The following is a 15,204-nucleotide window of genomic DNA, read 5'->3' on the forward strand; positions in this document are numbered from 1 at the left end:
AAGGTGAAAGTAAATATGCTTGAAGTCTACTGTGATTCATCCTATAATAAAGGCGAAGATTCCTACATCGGTTGCGTGATGCTACGGGATGGCATGCAGCTTCATCAATCAACAACTAAAGTCCCGGATCATCCTCAGAACAATCTTGAATGTGAACTTGCAGCCCTTAACTTCGCGCTATCCCTTGTCAGAATTTTTTCAGCAGGCGATAAAGAAATCGTCATTTATAACGACTCGACTGAAGCCGTAAAAGATTTTCAGGGCAGGGTAAAGCAAGTAGAAAAGGCGTTTTCTGGGTCCAGGCTCAGCTTTGAGTATATCCCCCGGGAGAAAATGAACCAGGCAGCTGCAGACAGACTCTCTAAAAAGTTTCCTGTTTTTTTCTCGAGCACGTCCACATCTGAGGTGGAGTCTTTTTCGAGGCGGGAAGACGTTCTTTCAGATATAGCCCGGAATGGGAGCACCGTTTTTTATCTGGAAAAAGTTCCGGAAATGTCTACAAACAAAAAAACCTGCTACAGATTGATAGTTCGTACAATGGAAAAGATTCTTTCTGATGACCTGCTCTATCCGGTAAAAAAAGGAGGGCCGGGCACTCAGATCAAGGCTGTGGAACAGATTCGAAAAGACATTTCAAACCCTGAGGTTTTTTCTTCTCTGAAATCAAAAGGTGTCAGGTTTGAAAACTCCTACTTCCTGCTCACAGACGAAACCTGGGGGCTTCGGGGTACGGACAGTCAGGCTTACTCCATTCTGCCCTCTTCCATTCCCCACAGGGTCATATGCGATGAAGTGGACAGGTCACCCCAGAACCTTTTCAGAAGAGCCGAACGTTTCAGGTAATTATCCTACTCCTGAAACCCATTGATTGTAGCCCCTCTCTCCGGAATCCAACGCCGGCGTTGTAGAATTTGAAGTATTCTCTTTATATGTGTTATGCAACCCTTAAACCCAAATTTAACCCCTGAATATCCATGAAATCCATAGATTACAAAACACAGATTTTACTAGCAGTTTTCATAAGCTCTCTGCTCCTCGGAAACCTCCTGGGGAGCAAGCTAATTGAAATCTTCGGAATTGTAACCTCTGTCGGCTTATTCGGATATCCGGTTACTTTTCTTATTACGGATATAATAGAGGAAGTTAGGGGAAAAGAAATAACAAAGATTTTCGTACACGCAGGCTTACTTTCACTCTTCATTGCCGTACTTTTCGTCTTTGTAAGTACGGGCTTCCCTTCTTCCCCTCTGTATCCGCATAGTGAGGCTTATAATAGTGTTTTCTCAAACTCTCTGCGGATTATCCTGGCAAGTATGACCGCTTTTGTTATAAGCCAGTACCATGACCTCTGGGCTTTTAATTTCTGGAGGCAGAAGACAAACGGCAGATACCTCTGGTTCAGGAACAATCTTTCAACAATTGTTTCCCAGCTGATTGACTCCATTGTTTTCACGTTTATCGCTTTCTATCACGCCACTCCCGATCTTGGGGCAGTCCAGATTTTTTATATGATCGTGCCTCTCTGGGTCCTTAAAGTGGGTTTTGCTCTCCTTGATACTCCTTTTGTATATCTTGGAGTCCGGTGGCTTGCTTCAGAAAGCCCGGATGAAACGCCCTACCAAGGAGAAAACCGGGAGGCAGGCTCGGTTGACGGTTAAATATGGGCAATTCCTGAAATCAGCTTCGGCCTGGAAGTGACCTGGGAGTACATTTCCGTGCCTTGAATCCCAATGCTTATGGATATCCCCGTCCTATACCCTATATATTAACGGGGGTGCTGATTATGGCAGACCATCCTGAGATAAAAATAGGGCAGGCAAGGATTGATCTTCAAATTAATGAAGAAAATTCCGAAAAGGCTTATGAAAGAAAGGCTGAAGAGCAGGAAAAGTCAGGTAAGGAACCCAATAAAGGAGTTTCCTCTGAAGAATTCTGTATCTCCTGTATGGATATTCCTGAGGAACAGCGTAAGGGCATAACTCTGGAGATCCAGCAGGTAGCTGAAAGGCTTCTGAAAGCCCATGGGGTTATTAACGAACCTGGAGACCTTTTAAAGGGAGAGTGGTTCCTCAAACTGCAGAAGCCGAAGTTCGAAAAGAAACTGGTTCTTGCAAAATCCGGAGAGGAAGTCTTTATAGGCTTTTATAGCTATAAGGAGGAAACTCCTGTTCCCGATCCCAACTTCGTTTTGCTTTCTCAATACAGCGTCTGGTACCCGCAGAGGGTAGAGGAAAAATTTGAAGAAACGGTTGCTTCCTTCTTTACGGGAGCTTATGGAGATTACGATTTTCTCAATATCGTCCCTGAAAACGTTGAAAAATTCCAGGCTTTTCAGCGTGATTTTGCAAAAATGCTTGAAGACCAGGGCTGGGACGGCCCGGAAGTGGAGGTAGTTGAAAAAATAATGCCTAAAGATTAAGTTTCTCTGAAAACTTATGTTTCCCCAAAAACCCATGTATTTTTGAAAACTCAAATTTCCATAGTACCTCTGCCGTTCAGAGCTTTGGCTTTTTCTTTTAACCTTTTCCGAGAATTAATTTTTCGTCCCAACTTCTTCTAGGAATTTATTTCTCTTTTATGCTCTCTATTTCTAACTCTTTGTTTTTCCCACAGAATATTTAAATATTGAAAGCATACGCAGTTTCAGGTACATATTTAGTGATAGTATTTACTCAATGATGATACATATTTGACGATATTCCTTGCTTTTCCCTTGTGGTTTTTATAGTAATCGCTTTTCAGAAGGTCTTTTATGTTTTCGATAAATTCCGAATGCATCCTTTCAAAACAGTCCGAAGATATCCCTCCTTTCTATGTGATGGAAGTACTGGAAAGTGCCAAGGAGCTGGAAGCTCAGGGCAGGCATATAATCCACCTTGAGGTCGGAGAGCCTGATTTCCCTACAGCTCCCCATATATGTGAGGCTGCCTGTACTGCTATTGGAAAGGGACTTACAAAGTACACCCACAGCCAGGGGCTCCCTGCCCTCCGAGATGCAATAGTTGAATCTTACTACCGGAAGTTTGGGGTTGACCTTGACCCTAACCAGGTTATCGTTACTTCAGGAACAAGTCCCGGGCTCCTGATGGTTTTCATGGCTCTGCTTGAAAAGAGGGATGAGGTAATAATGTCGAACCCTCACTACGCCTGCTATCCTAATTTCGTAAAATATCTGGGCGGAACCCCCGTTTTTGTCTATACAAGTGAGGCAAACGGCTTTGCCCTTGAACCGGAAACCGTGAGGCAGTGCCTGAGCCCTAACACCAAAGCCATTCTTATCAACAGCCCTTCAAATCCCGGAGGGCATGTGATGTCTCCCGAAACTTTGCAGGGCCTTGCCGCAATAGCAGACGAAAAAAGAATTCCTATCGTTGCGGACGAGATTTACCAGGGCCTGATCTACAGCGGAGAAGAACACAGCATCCTGGAATATACCAAAAATGCCTTTGTCCTTAACGGCTTTTCCAAACTCTATGCGATGACCGGCTGGAGGCTCGGCTATATTATCTGTCCCCTTGAATGTGTGCGTGCGATCCAGAAAATTCACCAGAATTTCTTTATCTGCGCAAACTCCTTTGTCCAGGAAGCAGGTATCGCAGCCCTGAATGGTTCCCAGGAACATGTTGCTGAAATGGTCCAGATTTACAATATGCGTCGCCAGTACATGCTAAAAAGGCTTCTCGGTATGGGGCTTGAAGTTCTAAAAGAGCCAATGGGAGCCTTTTATGTCCTTGCTGATGCCCGCAAGTTCAACAACGATTCCCTTGAATTGAGCCGCAAGATACTCAATGAAGCAGGTGTGGCAGTGACTCCCGGCATAGATTTCGGAAACGGGGCAGAAGGCTACCTGCGCTTTTCCTATGCCAACAGCCTTGAAAACATTGCAGAAGGCATGGACCGTCTGGAAACTTTTCTGGAAAAAGAGCTGGATGGATGAGAAAGATGGATGAGAAAGATGAATGAGAACTCCCGGAATTCGGAAGCAATCAGTTTTTTCCAGGAAACAATCAGTTTCCGCTATTAATTTTTTAATTTCTTCTGGCATGAAAGTAATGTGATTTGACAGGTACTTTCATCCCTTTTTGCTTTTTATTTTTTTGTTTCCATGTTTGAAGCATTTCCATGTTAATTTGTTAGTCAACTTTTCCGGATAATCACTTTTGGGATCATCCTTTCTTTGCATCATTCTTTCTTTTTTATTGTATACTCAAAATCCGGTTCAGAAAGCTTTTCCAGTTCTACCAGTCCGTCAGAACCTGATAATTCTCCTTTTGTTTTTTCATTTGCGGGAACGGATTTTTTATCCTCTTCGACTGTTGTTTGTTTTGTACCTTCTGTTGTGGTTTCTGCAGTAGTTTTCGTTGTTTCCGTTGATGTTTCCTTAGTAGCTTCAGTTGATGTGTCTTTCGATGTTTCTACTGAGATTTCTGTTATGGTTCCTTCTATGCTATCTTTTTTGCCAGAATCGGGGATTCCGGTCTTTTCTTTTTCTTTCCCTTTTTCTTCTTTCTTCTCTGGCGTCTTCCGGAGTTTTTCGATTGCTGTACGGTCCACAGGGATTTTTTTCGGGGATTTGAACTTCAGCTTCTCGGGGTTTCTTTTGATATAAACACCCGCAGCCAGCAGAACCAGGGTTGCAGCAAGGTATGTAAGGAGACTGATGTGTAGTTTTTCCTCTATTAAAATTGAGGGATCATCGGAAGCATTGATTTCTTTTGAGACCGTGCCGTATCCGGTCTTTTTTATAGTCAGTTTGTGCTGCCTTCCTTCGGCGTTAAATACGACAGGGGTAACCCCTTTATATCCACCGTCAAGGTAGACCTTTGCTCCTGAGGGGCTTGAAGAAACGCTGTATGTCCACCTGCTTATCCGGAGCTTTTTTGAGATCGAATACGTTTCCCCGGCTGTAACAGTAACTCGCTCAAAGACGTCCTCATACCCGTCCTGCTTCAGCACCACTTCATAAAAACCGGAAGGAACGTCCTCTATCAGGGCCGGGGTTTTTCCCACAGGTATTTCATTTATATAGATCTCGGAGCCGTTCGGAACTGTTGTGATTTTGATATTTCCCGAGTCCCCTTTATCCACTACCGTGGAATTCTCAGTCTCTTTAACTGTGGAATTGCCCTGCCCGGGATCTGCGGCAGAGACGTCCGCAAATACGGGGCCGACGGCTAAAGTGAGTATCAGGAAGGAAAATACTGTGCAGATCAGGGCTTTTCTGAAAGCCACTGGTTTGAGGTCAGATTTCTTTTTTATACGGAACCCCTTCGTTTTGAATGATGACTCTTCTTTTTAAGTAACTGGTATTTATAACTCATCATTCTTTTATCTGCTAGAGGCATTTCATCTTCGAGGGCATTATCTGATTGAGCATTTTATCTTATTGAGCAGAATTTTTCCAGTCTCTTTTTACCCGTTAAATTCAGGTCATTATTTTTTCCATTGCCGTATCTGTCCTCTCCTGCTTGAAATCAAAAATGCTGCTCTGATTTCTATTCTCTTTTTCAGGACAGAATATCCCCGTAATCATCCAGGTTCCATATATAAAATGCGTCCCCATGATAAAGTAAAGTTCTTTTTCTTTAAGGAGTTCAAAGAGCTGCTCTCTGATTTTCTTTTTCACGGCTCCTGGAGCCCCTTCTCCCCTCACTATATTCCTTACGGTTTCGTTGAGTTCCCAATCGAGCAGAATAATTTTATGCCCCCTGCAGGCGTCTTCCCCCTCGCACCTGAAGATATATTTTACCTCTACAGGCATCGCGGCTTTTTCCCCTTTTTCGAGAAAATCCCCCATAAGGTTAAAGTACTGCTGCCGGTCACAGGTCTCAGTGCTGTTTACCTTAACATCCACATCCAGAAGCTCAGGCTTTACCACTCCCAGGCTTGCTCCTTCCATGTTCAGCCCTTCCAGGGAAGTCACTAGCGGCAGGATAAGCTCTTTCATTTCCCTGTCCTTTGCCGGCTTTTCCAGGTTTACGTAATCAAGGACTTTCCTGCTTTCCCACCTCAGGTCGTGCTCGGGCTTCGTAACCGTGACCTCAAGCAGGTCGTTCTTCCTGAAATCAACCAGTCCCTCACCGTACCTGAACCTGAGGGGGTAGAGCCTCAGGAGTTCTCCGGCTTTGTTGATGCCCGTAACTCCAACGGCATGCACGTACCCGTTTCTTCTGCTCTTCTCGGGGGTGGCTCTGACAAGGACCGCAATTTCTTCTTTTTCTCGCCTCAATGGGGTAACCTCAGTTGTTTTTGAGTGAATCTGGATAAAGGTTGGTTTTTGGGGATATTAACTCTTGAGGAAGCGGGGTGAAAGTGTTTTTTTCTTGAGAATGTTTTTTATTTGAATCTGCAACAAGTTAGATTATGTATAACAGGTTAGATCCAGATATCCCAAAAAGAGGTATTATCAAAAGAGGAATAAATATTAAGAGGACGCTACCTAAGAGGACGCTACCGGAATTAGTAATCTCTCCTGTAAAATGAAAAAGTCTTCTGAAAATAAAAATTAAAGAAAAGAAAAAATGTGGGGCTGGTGAGATTCGAACTCACGATCGACGGGTATCTCCGAACAACTGCTTTAACAGTTTTCTGGCGAGCATCTATCAGTGCTCCAACGGTTCCTCATCGTCCTGCCCCGTCGGGAAAGACTCGGTAGACCCGTTGTTCATCATTTATCCGCTGGAGCCCATCGCCATGCCGGGCTAGGCCACAGCCCCTTTACAAGGATATTGAAATAGCCTTTCTCTTTTAAATAGTTAACGGCAGGAACTAATGTTTCTGATGTCAGATTTCTAAGAATTATTATTTCTTTCTCACATCAACAGGTAATATATTATTCCTGCAAGAATTGCGAGCACAATTATTACAAAGGAAATATATCCGAGCAGGCGGACCGTGAAATCGTATGTGCTTACCTCGCCTGTCCATTTGCCTGTTCTCCGGCGGTCAAAGTATTTCATCCATTTCTTACTCAATTTCAAAGGTTTCAGGTCTCCCTTTTCATTTTTGTTCTATATCAGGGGTTTTACAAATAAATCTATTTATATGACTCTCTGAGAATCAAATTCCTGATTTGCCTGGTGCCTTCATGAAAATGAGAACAGGCCATGAATGGCTTCAATCGGTTCCAAATTCTATTTTTGTCTAAAAAAGTTGTGGAAAATGGATTGGAATTGAGAGGTAAGGGGTCCCTCTCAATTTTAGTGATTGGTGGCGGGGTTGGGGTGAATCCTACCCGGATCTTTTTTCTAACCTTTTCTAGGATATGCCTTTTTTCCAGGTATGCATACCTATAATGAGATCAATTACTCTTATAACATATAATTCTTGTGAGGGAGCTGGGTTGAAGATCAAAAATCTCAGTCAACTCACTCAATTATTTTTATATATGTCTGACAAATATTGATAAGTGTAAGGGCATCGCCATCTCTGAGCATCGTTCTTTGCCAGGTGGGTGTATGAGTACAAAAAAGTGAATGGGGAGCTTTTTTCCTGTTAGCTCCCGATGTGTTCCGTTTTCTTTCAGAAACGTTATTGTCTTACTGGTTTTCAGTCGATTTTCTCGAACTTGGACGCAGGGGCTCCGCAAATCGGACAGTTCCCTTCAGGTTCACCCTCTATGGTATGTCCGCAGACCCCACAGACGTAATAATCGACCTCTTTATTGTTCCCGAGTTCTTCCAGGGCTTTTTCGTATAGTCTGGCATGGACCCTTTCTACTTTATTTGCCACTTCAAAGCTCCAGAGAGCCCTGTTGTCTCCCTCTGCTTTTGCCTCCTCTATAAAAGTGGGGTACATTGTCTCAAATTCGTATGTTTCCCCATTAACGGCTTCTTTCAGGTTTTCCATTGTAGTTCCAATCCCACCCATACGCTGGAGGTGGTTGAAAGCATGGATGGTTTCCGCAGCAGCAGCGGCTCTAAATAGTTTGGCTACCTGGGGGTATCCTTCTTCATCTGCTTTCTTCGCAAAAGCAAGGTATGTTCTGTTTGCCATCGATTCGCCGGTAAATGCAGCTTTAAGGTTATCTTTTGAACTTATGTTAATCTCCCCTTAATTTGAATCTTTTTTCGCTCTATTTTACGGTCATATCTATTATTCTTAACGCCCGTTATCCTACTCGATGTAGGAGAGAGGTATTTTCCGCAAAAGAAAAACAGGAAGAAAATAATTTTCAGATACTTAAACCCTGAAATTTGCATTTACTCTTAAAAGTCCTCCTCTTAAAGCCGTAAATTTCTGGTTTGGCTTCTCATATTTTTATTTTTTTGCAGTTTATTAATCGTGTTGTTCGATTTGTGACAGTATATTATGAATAAATTATTATATAAAGAGGTATATTTTAAATTTGATCCGGAAACCCCCCAGTCAAAAGTTAAATGTCCCCAAAATAAAAGTCCAATTTTTTTGGCATTGTAACTGGAGACAAAAAACATTTGCCCGGAACTCTCTATATATATAAAAGAAGTGAAAATATATGTTCTGGAGTAAAGACTATATTGTCGAAAGGCTGAGCAAAATACCCCGAACGCTGGAAGATATCTCAATAGAGATCTTTGAAGGCGTACCCCCTGCCAGTGACCTGGTATACAAAGCAGACCTTTCGAAAGAACATTGTACCGAAGCATCCAGCGGCTGCAGAAACCCCCAGGCACGCATAAGTGTAGAACAGGCGAGTATGGAAAAGGAAGTTATGTATCCTTATATGGATGGATCTGTTTTGGATGAGTTTTCCATTCACTCAACGCAGCATCAGTTTATGTTACCTTACGAGATCCTGGACTACAATATAAAGAAAGAATACCGAATCTTTCAGCCTGATGAGTTGAAGGCCAGGTTCCCTGTAGTATACAAACAGCTGATGGAGGTCAAACAGGAATCTGGAGCAGAGAAACAGGAAATCGAATCTGCTGACTGCTATCGCCTGGAAGATGAAAGCTTCCTGCAGTACATAAAAACTCCTAAAATAATCATTACCAACAACTATCGCCCGCATGCTTCATACGATGTGAGTGGAAAATACGTGTTTTCAGGCGGAATAGGAGTTGTTCTCGGAGATCCCACGCTCTATCATTATGTCACAGCGGTGCTTAACTCTTCAATAGCAAGGACTCTTCCTGAGATATGGAGCCGGGAAAAAATGCAGGGAAATAACCGCTTGAACTCTAAGATGATAAAAAGGTTCCCAATTGAGTTCCCTAAAAAACAGATCACTGAAACTCTTATAAGCACACTGTGCAGATACCTGATTTATCTTAACAGGCAAAAGCAGACAGCAAAGGATTACTCCATACCCTATTGCCAGAATCTGATTGATTTCTACAGGAGAATTGCAGATCTTCTGATTCTGGATACTTATATCACAGCCGATCTTGATCCGAAACTTCTTGAGGTCCTTGCGGAAAATATCACAGCTTCCGGAGAAGAATTCGAGTACAGTGACGATATAAATCTTCTGATCGGGTTGCAGGCAATAAAGACAAACATTCTGGACTCTGCTGACTTCCGGAAATGCAGGTTCAACAATGAATTCACCAATGTCCTGGCTACCCTGAAGAATAACGGCATCTGGTAAGAGAAAAACTGATAAAAAAATAAGGAATTTGGTTTCAGGGATTTTTAATTTTCTTGTTCCTTTTCTTTTTCCGGTCGATTTTCTTTTTGGTCATTTTCCTGCTCAATCATTTCTAAGCATTAGCGTGAAAATTCAGGGATATTTCATGAACCGAAATAATTTCAGGACAAAACATAATGACAGGGTTTAAAAAAATGATGGTCCATCTTTATCCGATTGATGTTTTGAAACACCTAAATGTCAGTATTTCCTTCAAAGTCCACTTTGACTCTGTAATCCCTGCTTCTCTTGCAGGTGTATTTTTGCATTCAACCCCTCTTTCATCTTTGTATCTTAATCCTCCATGCCCTCTACAGAAGTTAAAATACGTGCAATAGAGCTTCATCTGTATTTCTAACCATTCTTTCATTTTTGAAAACCCTATTGTTTTCCTTGACACTCTGTTGTTATCCTGCCTGAAGGTTAGGTTTTGTCTTTCCAGTAAAGTTGTTGATATTTCGCTTTGTTCAATGTCTTCTCCAAAAATGATTTTCTTCTCTACTTTCTCAAGTACTCCATTTTTTCTTGTTTTTACTACCTGTGCACACCTTAAATCCTCAGAGGAAACGATTTTTGGTTTCTTTGGTCTTCCTCTTTTCCCAGTTCTTGGGAACTCTATCAAAACTCCAAATTGTTTTAAAAGAGCTTCTTTATAAAAGTTCAACCCATCTGTGACAAAAAGAGGGATTTTATCTGGAAGATGTTTGATAGTTAACTCAACCAGTTTGTCTGCAACATACTGCTTTCTTGGACCTATTACAAAGTCAAGAATTAGCCTGCAACCTGGTGCAAAAGATACCCACATCCAGGGCCCATCATCTTCATAATTTTTCATTCGTGGGAATATTTTTTTGGATTATAACCCATAGTTCATCCATTTCTACCTTTGACACATCTACGTTCTTCATCATAGTATCATTTACTTTATCGCATTGTTCAGCTGCACGGGATAGCCAGCGCTTTACGCTGGCAGGTTGTACCTCTAAAACATCGGCAATAGCTTGAACGCTCATTCCTTTCATAGACATCTTTAAAGCTAAATCAATTGTTTTATCATCTTTGCGAAGATCATGATAAAAAGTACCTGTATGGTTGCAAAATGCTTTGCCACATGCATGGCAACGATATCTTCTTGTTTTTTCTCCACGGCTTATGTAAGTTCCATTTCCAGTAACATTGCCTTGACCAGTAAGGCCGTAGAGCTTGCAGCCTTTGTTAGGACAGGCAACGTCAGTAAATTGTGGTTTAGGACCTCTCTTCCCCATAATATAAACATATAATTCCTCATATATAATACCAATCAAATACAAATTGGCCATCAAAAAAATTAGTTTAAGGATTTACGCCCAGGGCAGGATTTGAACCTGCGATCCCAAAGGGAACGGTTTTCGAGACCGTCGCCATACCGCTAGACGACCTGGGCATTTTGATTTAAGAACGTTTCAGGCTGGTTTTATTTTGACTTATGGTTTCATGTCAGCTTAAATGCCGGATGAATTTTTTGTTAATGAGAAATTCCGGGCAGTGCCCGGTGCTTCTGGTGCAGAGTAAAGTGAATATACTTTCTATCTTATATATTTTATTCTCAGCGGACTCCCTCTTTTTAAAAATCGAAAAGGGATCTCTGTCCTGCAGGTTTTTCCGGACCCTCTTCTTCAGGTGCCTTCGCTTCCTCTCCTGCTCGATTTTCTTCATCAGTTTTTGCTGTTTCTGTCGATTTTATGCTTTCAAGGTCAGCAAAAGAGATCTGAGCTCCGGTTTTTCCTTTCTCTCTTTTTGTTGTTTTTGAGGTCTTTTTCTTTTCCCCGGCACTCTTTTCTGCAGATCCGGGCTTTTCGGCTTTCAGGGTTTCGGGCAGTTCAAGCCAGCCGTACTGGCCACCTCCGCCGGGGTGGATTATAACGTCTCCTTTTCTGAAGGCGAGAATTGCGTTTATTATTCTGTCATCCACTATTTCCAGGGCATCGGGCTCTGCATAGATCAGGGCTTCAACCTCGTTTCCGAAATTCTCCACAAGGGTTTTCCAGGCAGTCTTTACGCCTTTTGTCTGGATGCTTGCATGGCCGAGTGCCATCTGTATGATCTCTGCAAGAGGGATCAGGTGAAGGTACGGGGGACGGTGGTCCGGGTGCCTGGGGTTTTCAAAATCCGCAAGTTCGTTGATCCGGTCAGCTACTCCTTTTTTAATAATCCCTCCGCATTTCGGGCAGTGCCATCGGTTTGCTTCGGCTTCCGGAAGCGTATACCGGGTAAAGCATTTGATGCATGCGGACCGGTTGTACTTACCTTCTTCAGGGAAAAACCCGACGTTCAGGGTAGGCCCGTAGCCCTGTTCCCTGAGGATGGCTTTCCTGAGCCCCTCAAAGGTGATGTCAGGAACATTGAACTGAGTAAATTCCCTTGCCAGTTTGTTGGTGTAAGGGGAATGGGCATCGGAGTTTGTGAGGAAGGTAAGGCGTTGCAGTTCTTCAATCCTGTCTGCGTAATCACTGTCTGCGCTCAGGCCAAGCTCAAGAAAAGAAATATAATCGGTCATATCTCCGTAACAACTTTCCAGGCTGTCATGGTAGGCGTAGAGGGCGGTCCAGGGAGTAAAAGCATGGCAGGGGCCGATAAGAGCCCCAAGATCTTTTGCGATCTCTGCAATTTCGCAGCCATCCAGCTTAACTGTCGGGCGCCCGTCTGCTTCAAGGTTCCCGAAAGGAGCAATTTTTTCTGCTAGCTCTTCGGCTTTTGAAACCGAAGGTAAAATCAGGAGGTGGTGCACACGGTTGCTGTCTTCAATCTCGGTGGTAGGGATGAAAAATGTATTTCCTATCCGGATTTCCTTATCTGAAATGGCTGCTTTTTTAATATCTTTCAGCCATTCCGGATGGGTGCAGTCCCCTGTGCCTATAAGCTCCATCCCTTTTTTTGAAGCTTCACTCGCGATTGTGGGCAGTTCCATTTTCCCGGAACACGCCATCGAGTACTTCGAGTGGAGATGGAGGTCTGCATTGACTTTCATTTCCAAACCTTTATTTCCGAACCTTTTGACTTTCGGATCCCGCAACTGTATTTTTCTACCCGGATTCTCCGGTCCGTTGTCCTCTACGGAACTTCCCGGTATGTATATTATCTACACATTTATCCTATGTAGCGCAGGTCTTCTTCCGAGGGTTTGACTTCCGGAAGGTTCTGTTGCTCTTCTTTTTCTTTCAGCTTTTCGAGGATACTTTCCATTTCCTCGGCTTTTTTCTTAAGGGAGTCCGTGTTTACCTCGATCCCGAAAATCCTGCAGATAACCTTCAAAAGAGACTGGGCGCTTTTCGGATCCATCAGGTATCCGGGGGTCATTCCCATAAGGCAGGCAGCATTTATATCTCTCATCCCGCTAAAAGCTACAAGCAAGCCAGATGCTCCTACGATTCCTCCGCTTGGCTCCGATTCCCGGAACTCGACCCCGTATTGCTTAATCTCTTCGATCAGTTCCGTGCTGTTGGCAACCCCGAGTACGGTTTCTTCATATGTCAGTTTGCCTGTCGGATAGCCTCCGAGGGTGTATATTCTGGGCACATTAAGTTCCTCTGCAATGTCCAGATAAATTGAGCAGAGTTCGTAATGTCCCTGTGAGGTGGTGCTCTGGTGGTCTCCAACAAGAAAAAGAACATCAGTTTCGTTTGCTTTTCCGTGGTATATGGTGTTGCTTACCGGGCGGACCGTGCAATCTTTATTGACAAGGACCTGGGGTGGAAAATGCGGGGAATAAACCTCTATAATCTTCTCAGCTCCAAGTTCATCTACAAGATGTTCTGCCACCAGCTTGCCCACAAGCCCTACTCCCGGAAGTCCTACTACCAGTATAGGGTTTCTGAGCTCAAGGTTTTCTTTCAGGCGGACAAGTGTACTTTGCTGCATAAAAATCCCTTATCCTTTATTTGCCAGTCTTCGGTACTTGCCGTAAGGGTCTTGAGGAGAAAAGCGGGCCGGGATAGCGGGCAAGGTTACTCCCCCGCAAACCGGACATTTTTCCCTTAAAGTGTACCTGCCGCAATTTTTGCATTTGCGGATCTTTTGTCCCAAAAGGCATCACGCCTTTGCCGATTCGATGTGCCGTTTGAAAGTCCCATGGCCGCCAAGTTTGGAAATAGTGTCTATTGCCGTCTGGGCGGATTTTTTAAGGACTGATTCGGCTTTCTTATAATCAGGAGCTATTACCTTGATTCTGTATCTCGGAGCTCCTGTGTAACTTACTTCGAGTCTGATATCTTTTCCATCTACATCGCTGATGGAATCTGCAGCATGGAGGGCCTGTTTTATGATCTCTATGCCGTTTGGAAGATTGCAGGTCAGATCCACATACCCTGCGATATCCACGAAGGGAAGTTTGATATTCTCTCCTGCGATCTTGGTTATGCTCTTCAGGTATTTTTTGTTGACTTTAAGTCCTTTGAATGCTTTTTCCCCTTCGATAGCTGCTTCTTCAAAGGCGGAGTATGCGCTTCCGAACTCTTCTACAAGTTTCTCGTGCAGAGTTTGCTGGCCGTTTTCATCGGTCTTTGTCTCTTCAGCCACAAATTGGAGCCACTTGGCGGCTTTCTGCTCATTCTTCCATTCCTGGATCTTGGCCCGCCGCTGGTGCTCGTTCACATCTTTCAATGACAGGTCTATGTGGCCGCGGGAAGGGTCCACGTTCAGAACCTTGCAGACAATCTTCTGCCCTTCCCTGACGTAGTCCCTGACGTATTTGACCCAGCCTGCTTTAATTTCGGAGATGTGGATGAATCCTTCCCTGCCTCCGAACTCCTCAAGCTCGACGTAGGCGCCGAAATCAGTGACATTCTTCACCGTACAGACAACAAACTCTCCAACTTCGGGCCAGTTATCGTTTCCCATTCGTACCACTTCTCGATTTTTGTCTTTTATTACTCTCTACTGTACTCCTGTGCAGTGCTTTTACCGGTCCGGTTATTCAAGCACTTCCAGGATGTGAGTTGTAATTGTTGACTTTCCACCGGTTGGTTCGGCAAGGGTTCTTCCACAGACAACGCAGGTAATCTTACGGCTTGCGCTTCCGAATATGATCTGTTCGTTTTCGCAGTCGTTGCACTTTACGCGCAGGAACCTGCTCTTTGGTCTCTGGGTATAGTCTACCATATTATCTTACTCCTTGAACTCGAACTTCTTTGCCCTGAAGCAGGGTCTCTGGTGGGCTTTCTTACATACTGTACAGCGGTACCTGAGCCAGATGCGCTTTGTTGGCTTGTCGCCACCGGGCACCTTGGAGAACTTTCCGCTGTTTCCTATCCCTTCCTGTCTCTTCTTCTGTCTTGCAATATGAGTCATTGCTGAAGCCTGGCCCTTCTTTACCCTCTCAACTACGTGTTCACTGTGGGTTTTACAGAACGGGCAGTAAGTTCTGAACCTCTTTGGAATCTTCATTCTTTACACCTTTTTTGATGATTATTGGTATGGTGTGCATTTTCCGGCTTTTGCGGAAAAGCACCGATAATATACTTATTCAATATACGTATGGCGTTACGTATGGCGTTTATTTTTTCCTGGGAAGCTATTAATTATTAATTTGGGAAGCTTGATTGATGAGTTTGAAA

Annotated in this window: 16 protein-coding genes and 2 tRNA genes; 5 read left to right on the forward strand and 13 right to left on the reverse strand. The window is 43.6% G+C overall.

What is annotated here, in order from left to right:
- The first annotated feature begins 3 nt into the window (after positions 1–3).
- The 4 genes from MSSIT_RS02945 (at position 4) to MSSIT_RS02960 (ending at position 3,937) form a co-directional block, all read left to right on the forward strand.
- The gene (locus MSSIT_RS02945; protein ID WP_231590390.1) at positions 4–843 is read left to right on the forward strand and encodes a ribonuclease H family protein; all 840 of its coding nucleotides are present in this window, start codon (positions 4–6) and stop codon (positions 841–843) included.
- A 131-nt stretch (positions 844–974) separates the two neighbouring features.
- Positions 975–1,658 carry a queuosine precursor transporter gene (locus MSSIT_RS02950; protein WP_048169869.1) on the forward strand — a complete coding sequence of 228 codons (684 nt, stop codon included), beginning with the start codon at positions 975–977 and terminating at the stop codon, positions 1,656–1,658.
- A gap of 125 nt (positions 1,659–1,783) precedes the next feature.
- Positions 1,784–2,419, forward strand: a complete 636-nt coding sequence (locus tag MSSIT_RS02955) for a hypothetical protein (protein WP_048169871.1) — start codon at positions 1,784–1,786, stop codon at positions 2,417–2,419.
- 333 nt (positions 2,420–2,752) lie between these two features.
- Positions 2,753–3,937 (forward strand): pyridoxal phosphate-dependent aminotransferase, encoded by a 1,185-nt coding sequence (locus MSSIT_RS02960; protein ID WP_048169872.1) that lies wholly within the window; start codon positions 2,753–2,755, stop codon positions 3,935–3,937.
- 245 nt (positions 3,938–4,182) lie between these two features.
- Here MSSIT_RS02960 and MSSIT_RS02965 read toward each other — a convergent pair whose 3' ends face one another.
- From MSSIT_RS02965 to MSSIT_RS02975, 5 genes are all read right to left on the reverse strand, one after another.
- On the reverse strand, positions 4,183–5,232 hold the full coding sequence (locus MSSIT_RS02965; protein WP_048169875.1) for a PEGA domain-containing protein: 1,050 nt from the start codon (positions 5,230–5,232) through the stop codon (positions 4,183–4,185).
- A gap of 193 nt (positions 5,233–5,425) precedes the next feature.
- Positions 5,426–6,229, reverse strand: coding sequence for a hypothetical protein (locus MSSIT_RS02970; RefSeq protein WP_048169877.1), 804 nt, complete (start codon positions 6,227–6,229; stop codon positions 5,426–5,428).
- A gap of 295 nt (positions 6,230–6,524) precedes the next feature.
- Positions 6,525–6,716, reverse strand: a tRNA-Trp gene (locus MSSIT_RS22800).
- A 96-nt stretch (positions 6,717–6,812) separates the two neighbouring features.
- Positions 6,813–6,959, reverse strand: coding sequence for a hypothetical protein (locus MSSIT_RS22805; protein ID WP_156157252.1), 147 nt, complete (start codon positions 6,957–6,959; stop codon positions 6,813–6,815).
- A 589-nt stretch (positions 6,960–7,548) separates the two neighbouring features.
- Entirely contained in the window at positions 7,549–8,040 is a 492-nt protein-coding gene (locus MSSIT_RS02975) for a rubrerythrin family protein (protein ID WP_048169878.1), read from the reverse strand.
- 436 nt (positions 8,041–8,476) lie between these two features.
- On the opposite strand from MSSIT_RS02975, the gene MSSIT_RS02980 reads away from it, so the two are divergent.
- Positions 8,477–9,574, forward strand: a complete 1,098-nt coding sequence (locus tag MSSIT_RS02980; protein ID WP_048169880.1) for a hypothetical protein — start codon at positions 8,477–8,479, stop codon at positions 9,572–9,574.
- 208 nt (positions 9,575–9,782) lie between these two features.
- Here MSSIT_RS02980 and MSSIT_RS21615 read toward each other — a convergent pair.
- The 8 genes from MSSIT_RS21615 to MSSIT_RS03020 all read right to left on the reverse strand — a co-directional run bounded on the left by MSSIT_RS21615 (position 9,783) and on the right by MSSIT_RS03020 (position 15,034).
- Positions 9,783–10,878 (reverse strand): IS1 family transposase gene (locus MSSIT_RS21615; protein ID WP_156158928.1). Its coding sequence is split into 2 segments (ribosomal slippage): positions 9,783–10,455 and positions 10,454–10,878, totalling 1,098 coding nucleotides; the frame shifts between segments, so codons are not numbered across the junction.
- Between the two features lie 78 nt (positions 10,879–10,956).
- Positions 10,957–11,036 (reverse strand) — tRNA-Ser (locus MSSIT_RS02995).
- Between the two features lie 180 nt (positions 11,037–11,216).
- Positions 11,217–12,620 (reverse strand): endonuclease Q family protein, encoded by a 1,404-nt coding sequence (locus tag MSSIT_RS03000; protein WP_048174469.1) that lies wholly within the window; start codon positions 12,618–12,620, stop codon positions 11,217–11,219.
- Positions 12,621–12,739: 119 nt separating this feature from the next.
- Positions 12,740–13,510 (reverse strand): proteasome assembly chaperone family protein, encoded by a 771-nt coding sequence (locus MSSIT_RS03005; RefSeq protein WP_048169886.1) that lies wholly within the window; start codon positions 13,508–13,510, stop codon positions 12,740–12,742.
- Between the two features lie 9 nt (positions 13,511–13,519).
- Positions 13,520–13,675 (reverse strand): RNA-protein complex protein Nop10, encoded by a 156-nt coding sequence (locus MSSIT_RS21620; RefSeq protein WP_082088859.1) that lies wholly within the window; start codon positions 13,673–13,675, stop codon positions 13,520–13,522.
- Between the two features lie 6 nt (positions 13,676–13,681).
- Positions 13,682–14,488 (reverse strand): translation initiation factor IF-2 subunit alpha, encoded by an 807-nt coding sequence (locus MSSIT_RS03010; protein WP_048169888.1) that lies wholly within the window; start codon positions 14,486–14,488, stop codon positions 13,682–13,684.
- Between the two features lie 72 nt (positions 14,489–14,560).
- Positions 14,561–14,749 (reverse strand): 30S ribosomal protein S27e, encoded by a 189-nt coding sequence (locus MSSIT_RS03015; RefSeq protein WP_011020692.1) that lies wholly within the window; start codon positions 14,747–14,749, stop codon positions 14,561–14,563.
- A 6-nt stretch (positions 14,750–14,755) separates the two neighbouring features.
- A complete protein-coding gene (locus tag MSSIT_RS03020) occupies positions 14,756–15,034 on the reverse strand; it encodes a 50S ribosomal protein L44e (RefSeq protein WP_048169890.1) in 279 nt (92 codons plus the stop codon).
- Positions 15,035–15,204 lie beyond the last annotated feature (170 nt).

This window comes from Methanosarcina siciliae T4/M (assembly GCF_000970085.1).
In the GTDB taxonomy this organism is placed as follows: domain Archaea; phylum Halobacteriota; class Methanosarcinia; order Methanosarcinales; family Methanosarcinaceae; genus Methanosarcina; species Methanosarcina siciliae.

Bases quoted from the DNA above. Each gene is read 5' to 3' on its own strand.
- MSSIT_RS02950 (WP_048169869.1), top strand. From the start codon at position 975: ATGAAATCCATAGATTACAAAACACAGATTTTACTAGCAGTTTTCATA.
- MSSIT_RS02955 (WP_048169871.1), top strand. From the start codon at position 1,784: ATGGCAGACCATCCTGAGATAAAAATAGGGCAGGCAAGGATTGATCTT.
- MSSIT_RS02960 (WP_048169872.1), top strand. From the start codon at position 2,753: ATGTTTTCGATAAATTCCGAATGCATCCTTTCAAAACAGTCCGAAGAT.
- MSSIT_RS22805 (WP_156157252.1), bottom strand. From the start codon at position 6,959: ATGAAATACTTTGACCGCCGGAGAACAGGCAAATGGACAGGCGAGGTA.
- MSSIT_RS02980 (WP_048169880.1), top strand. From the start codon at position 8,477: ATGTTCTGGAGTAAAGACTATATTGTCGAAAGGCTGAGCAAAATACCC.
- MSSIT_RS03000 (WP_048174469.1), bottom strand. From the start codon at position 12,620: ATGAAAGTCAATGCAGACCTCCATCTCCACTCGAAGTACTCGATGGCG.
- MSSIT_RS03005 (WP_048169886.1), bottom strand. From the start codon at position 13,510: ATGCAGCAAAGTACACTTGTCCGCCTGAAAGAAAACCTTGAGCTCAGA.
- MSSIT_RS03010 (WP_048169888.1), bottom strand. From the start codon at position 14,488: ATGGGAAACGATAACTGGCCCGAAGTTGGAGAGTTTGTTGTCTGTACG.
- MSSIT_RS03015 (WP_011020692.1), bottom strand. From the start codon at position 14,749: ATGGTAGACTATACCCAGAGACCAAAGAGCAGGTTCCTGCGCGTAAAG.
- MSSIT_RS03020 (WP_048169890.1), bottom strand. From the start codon at position 15,034: ATGAAGATTCCAAAGAGGTTCAGAACTTACTGCCCGTTCTGTAAAACC.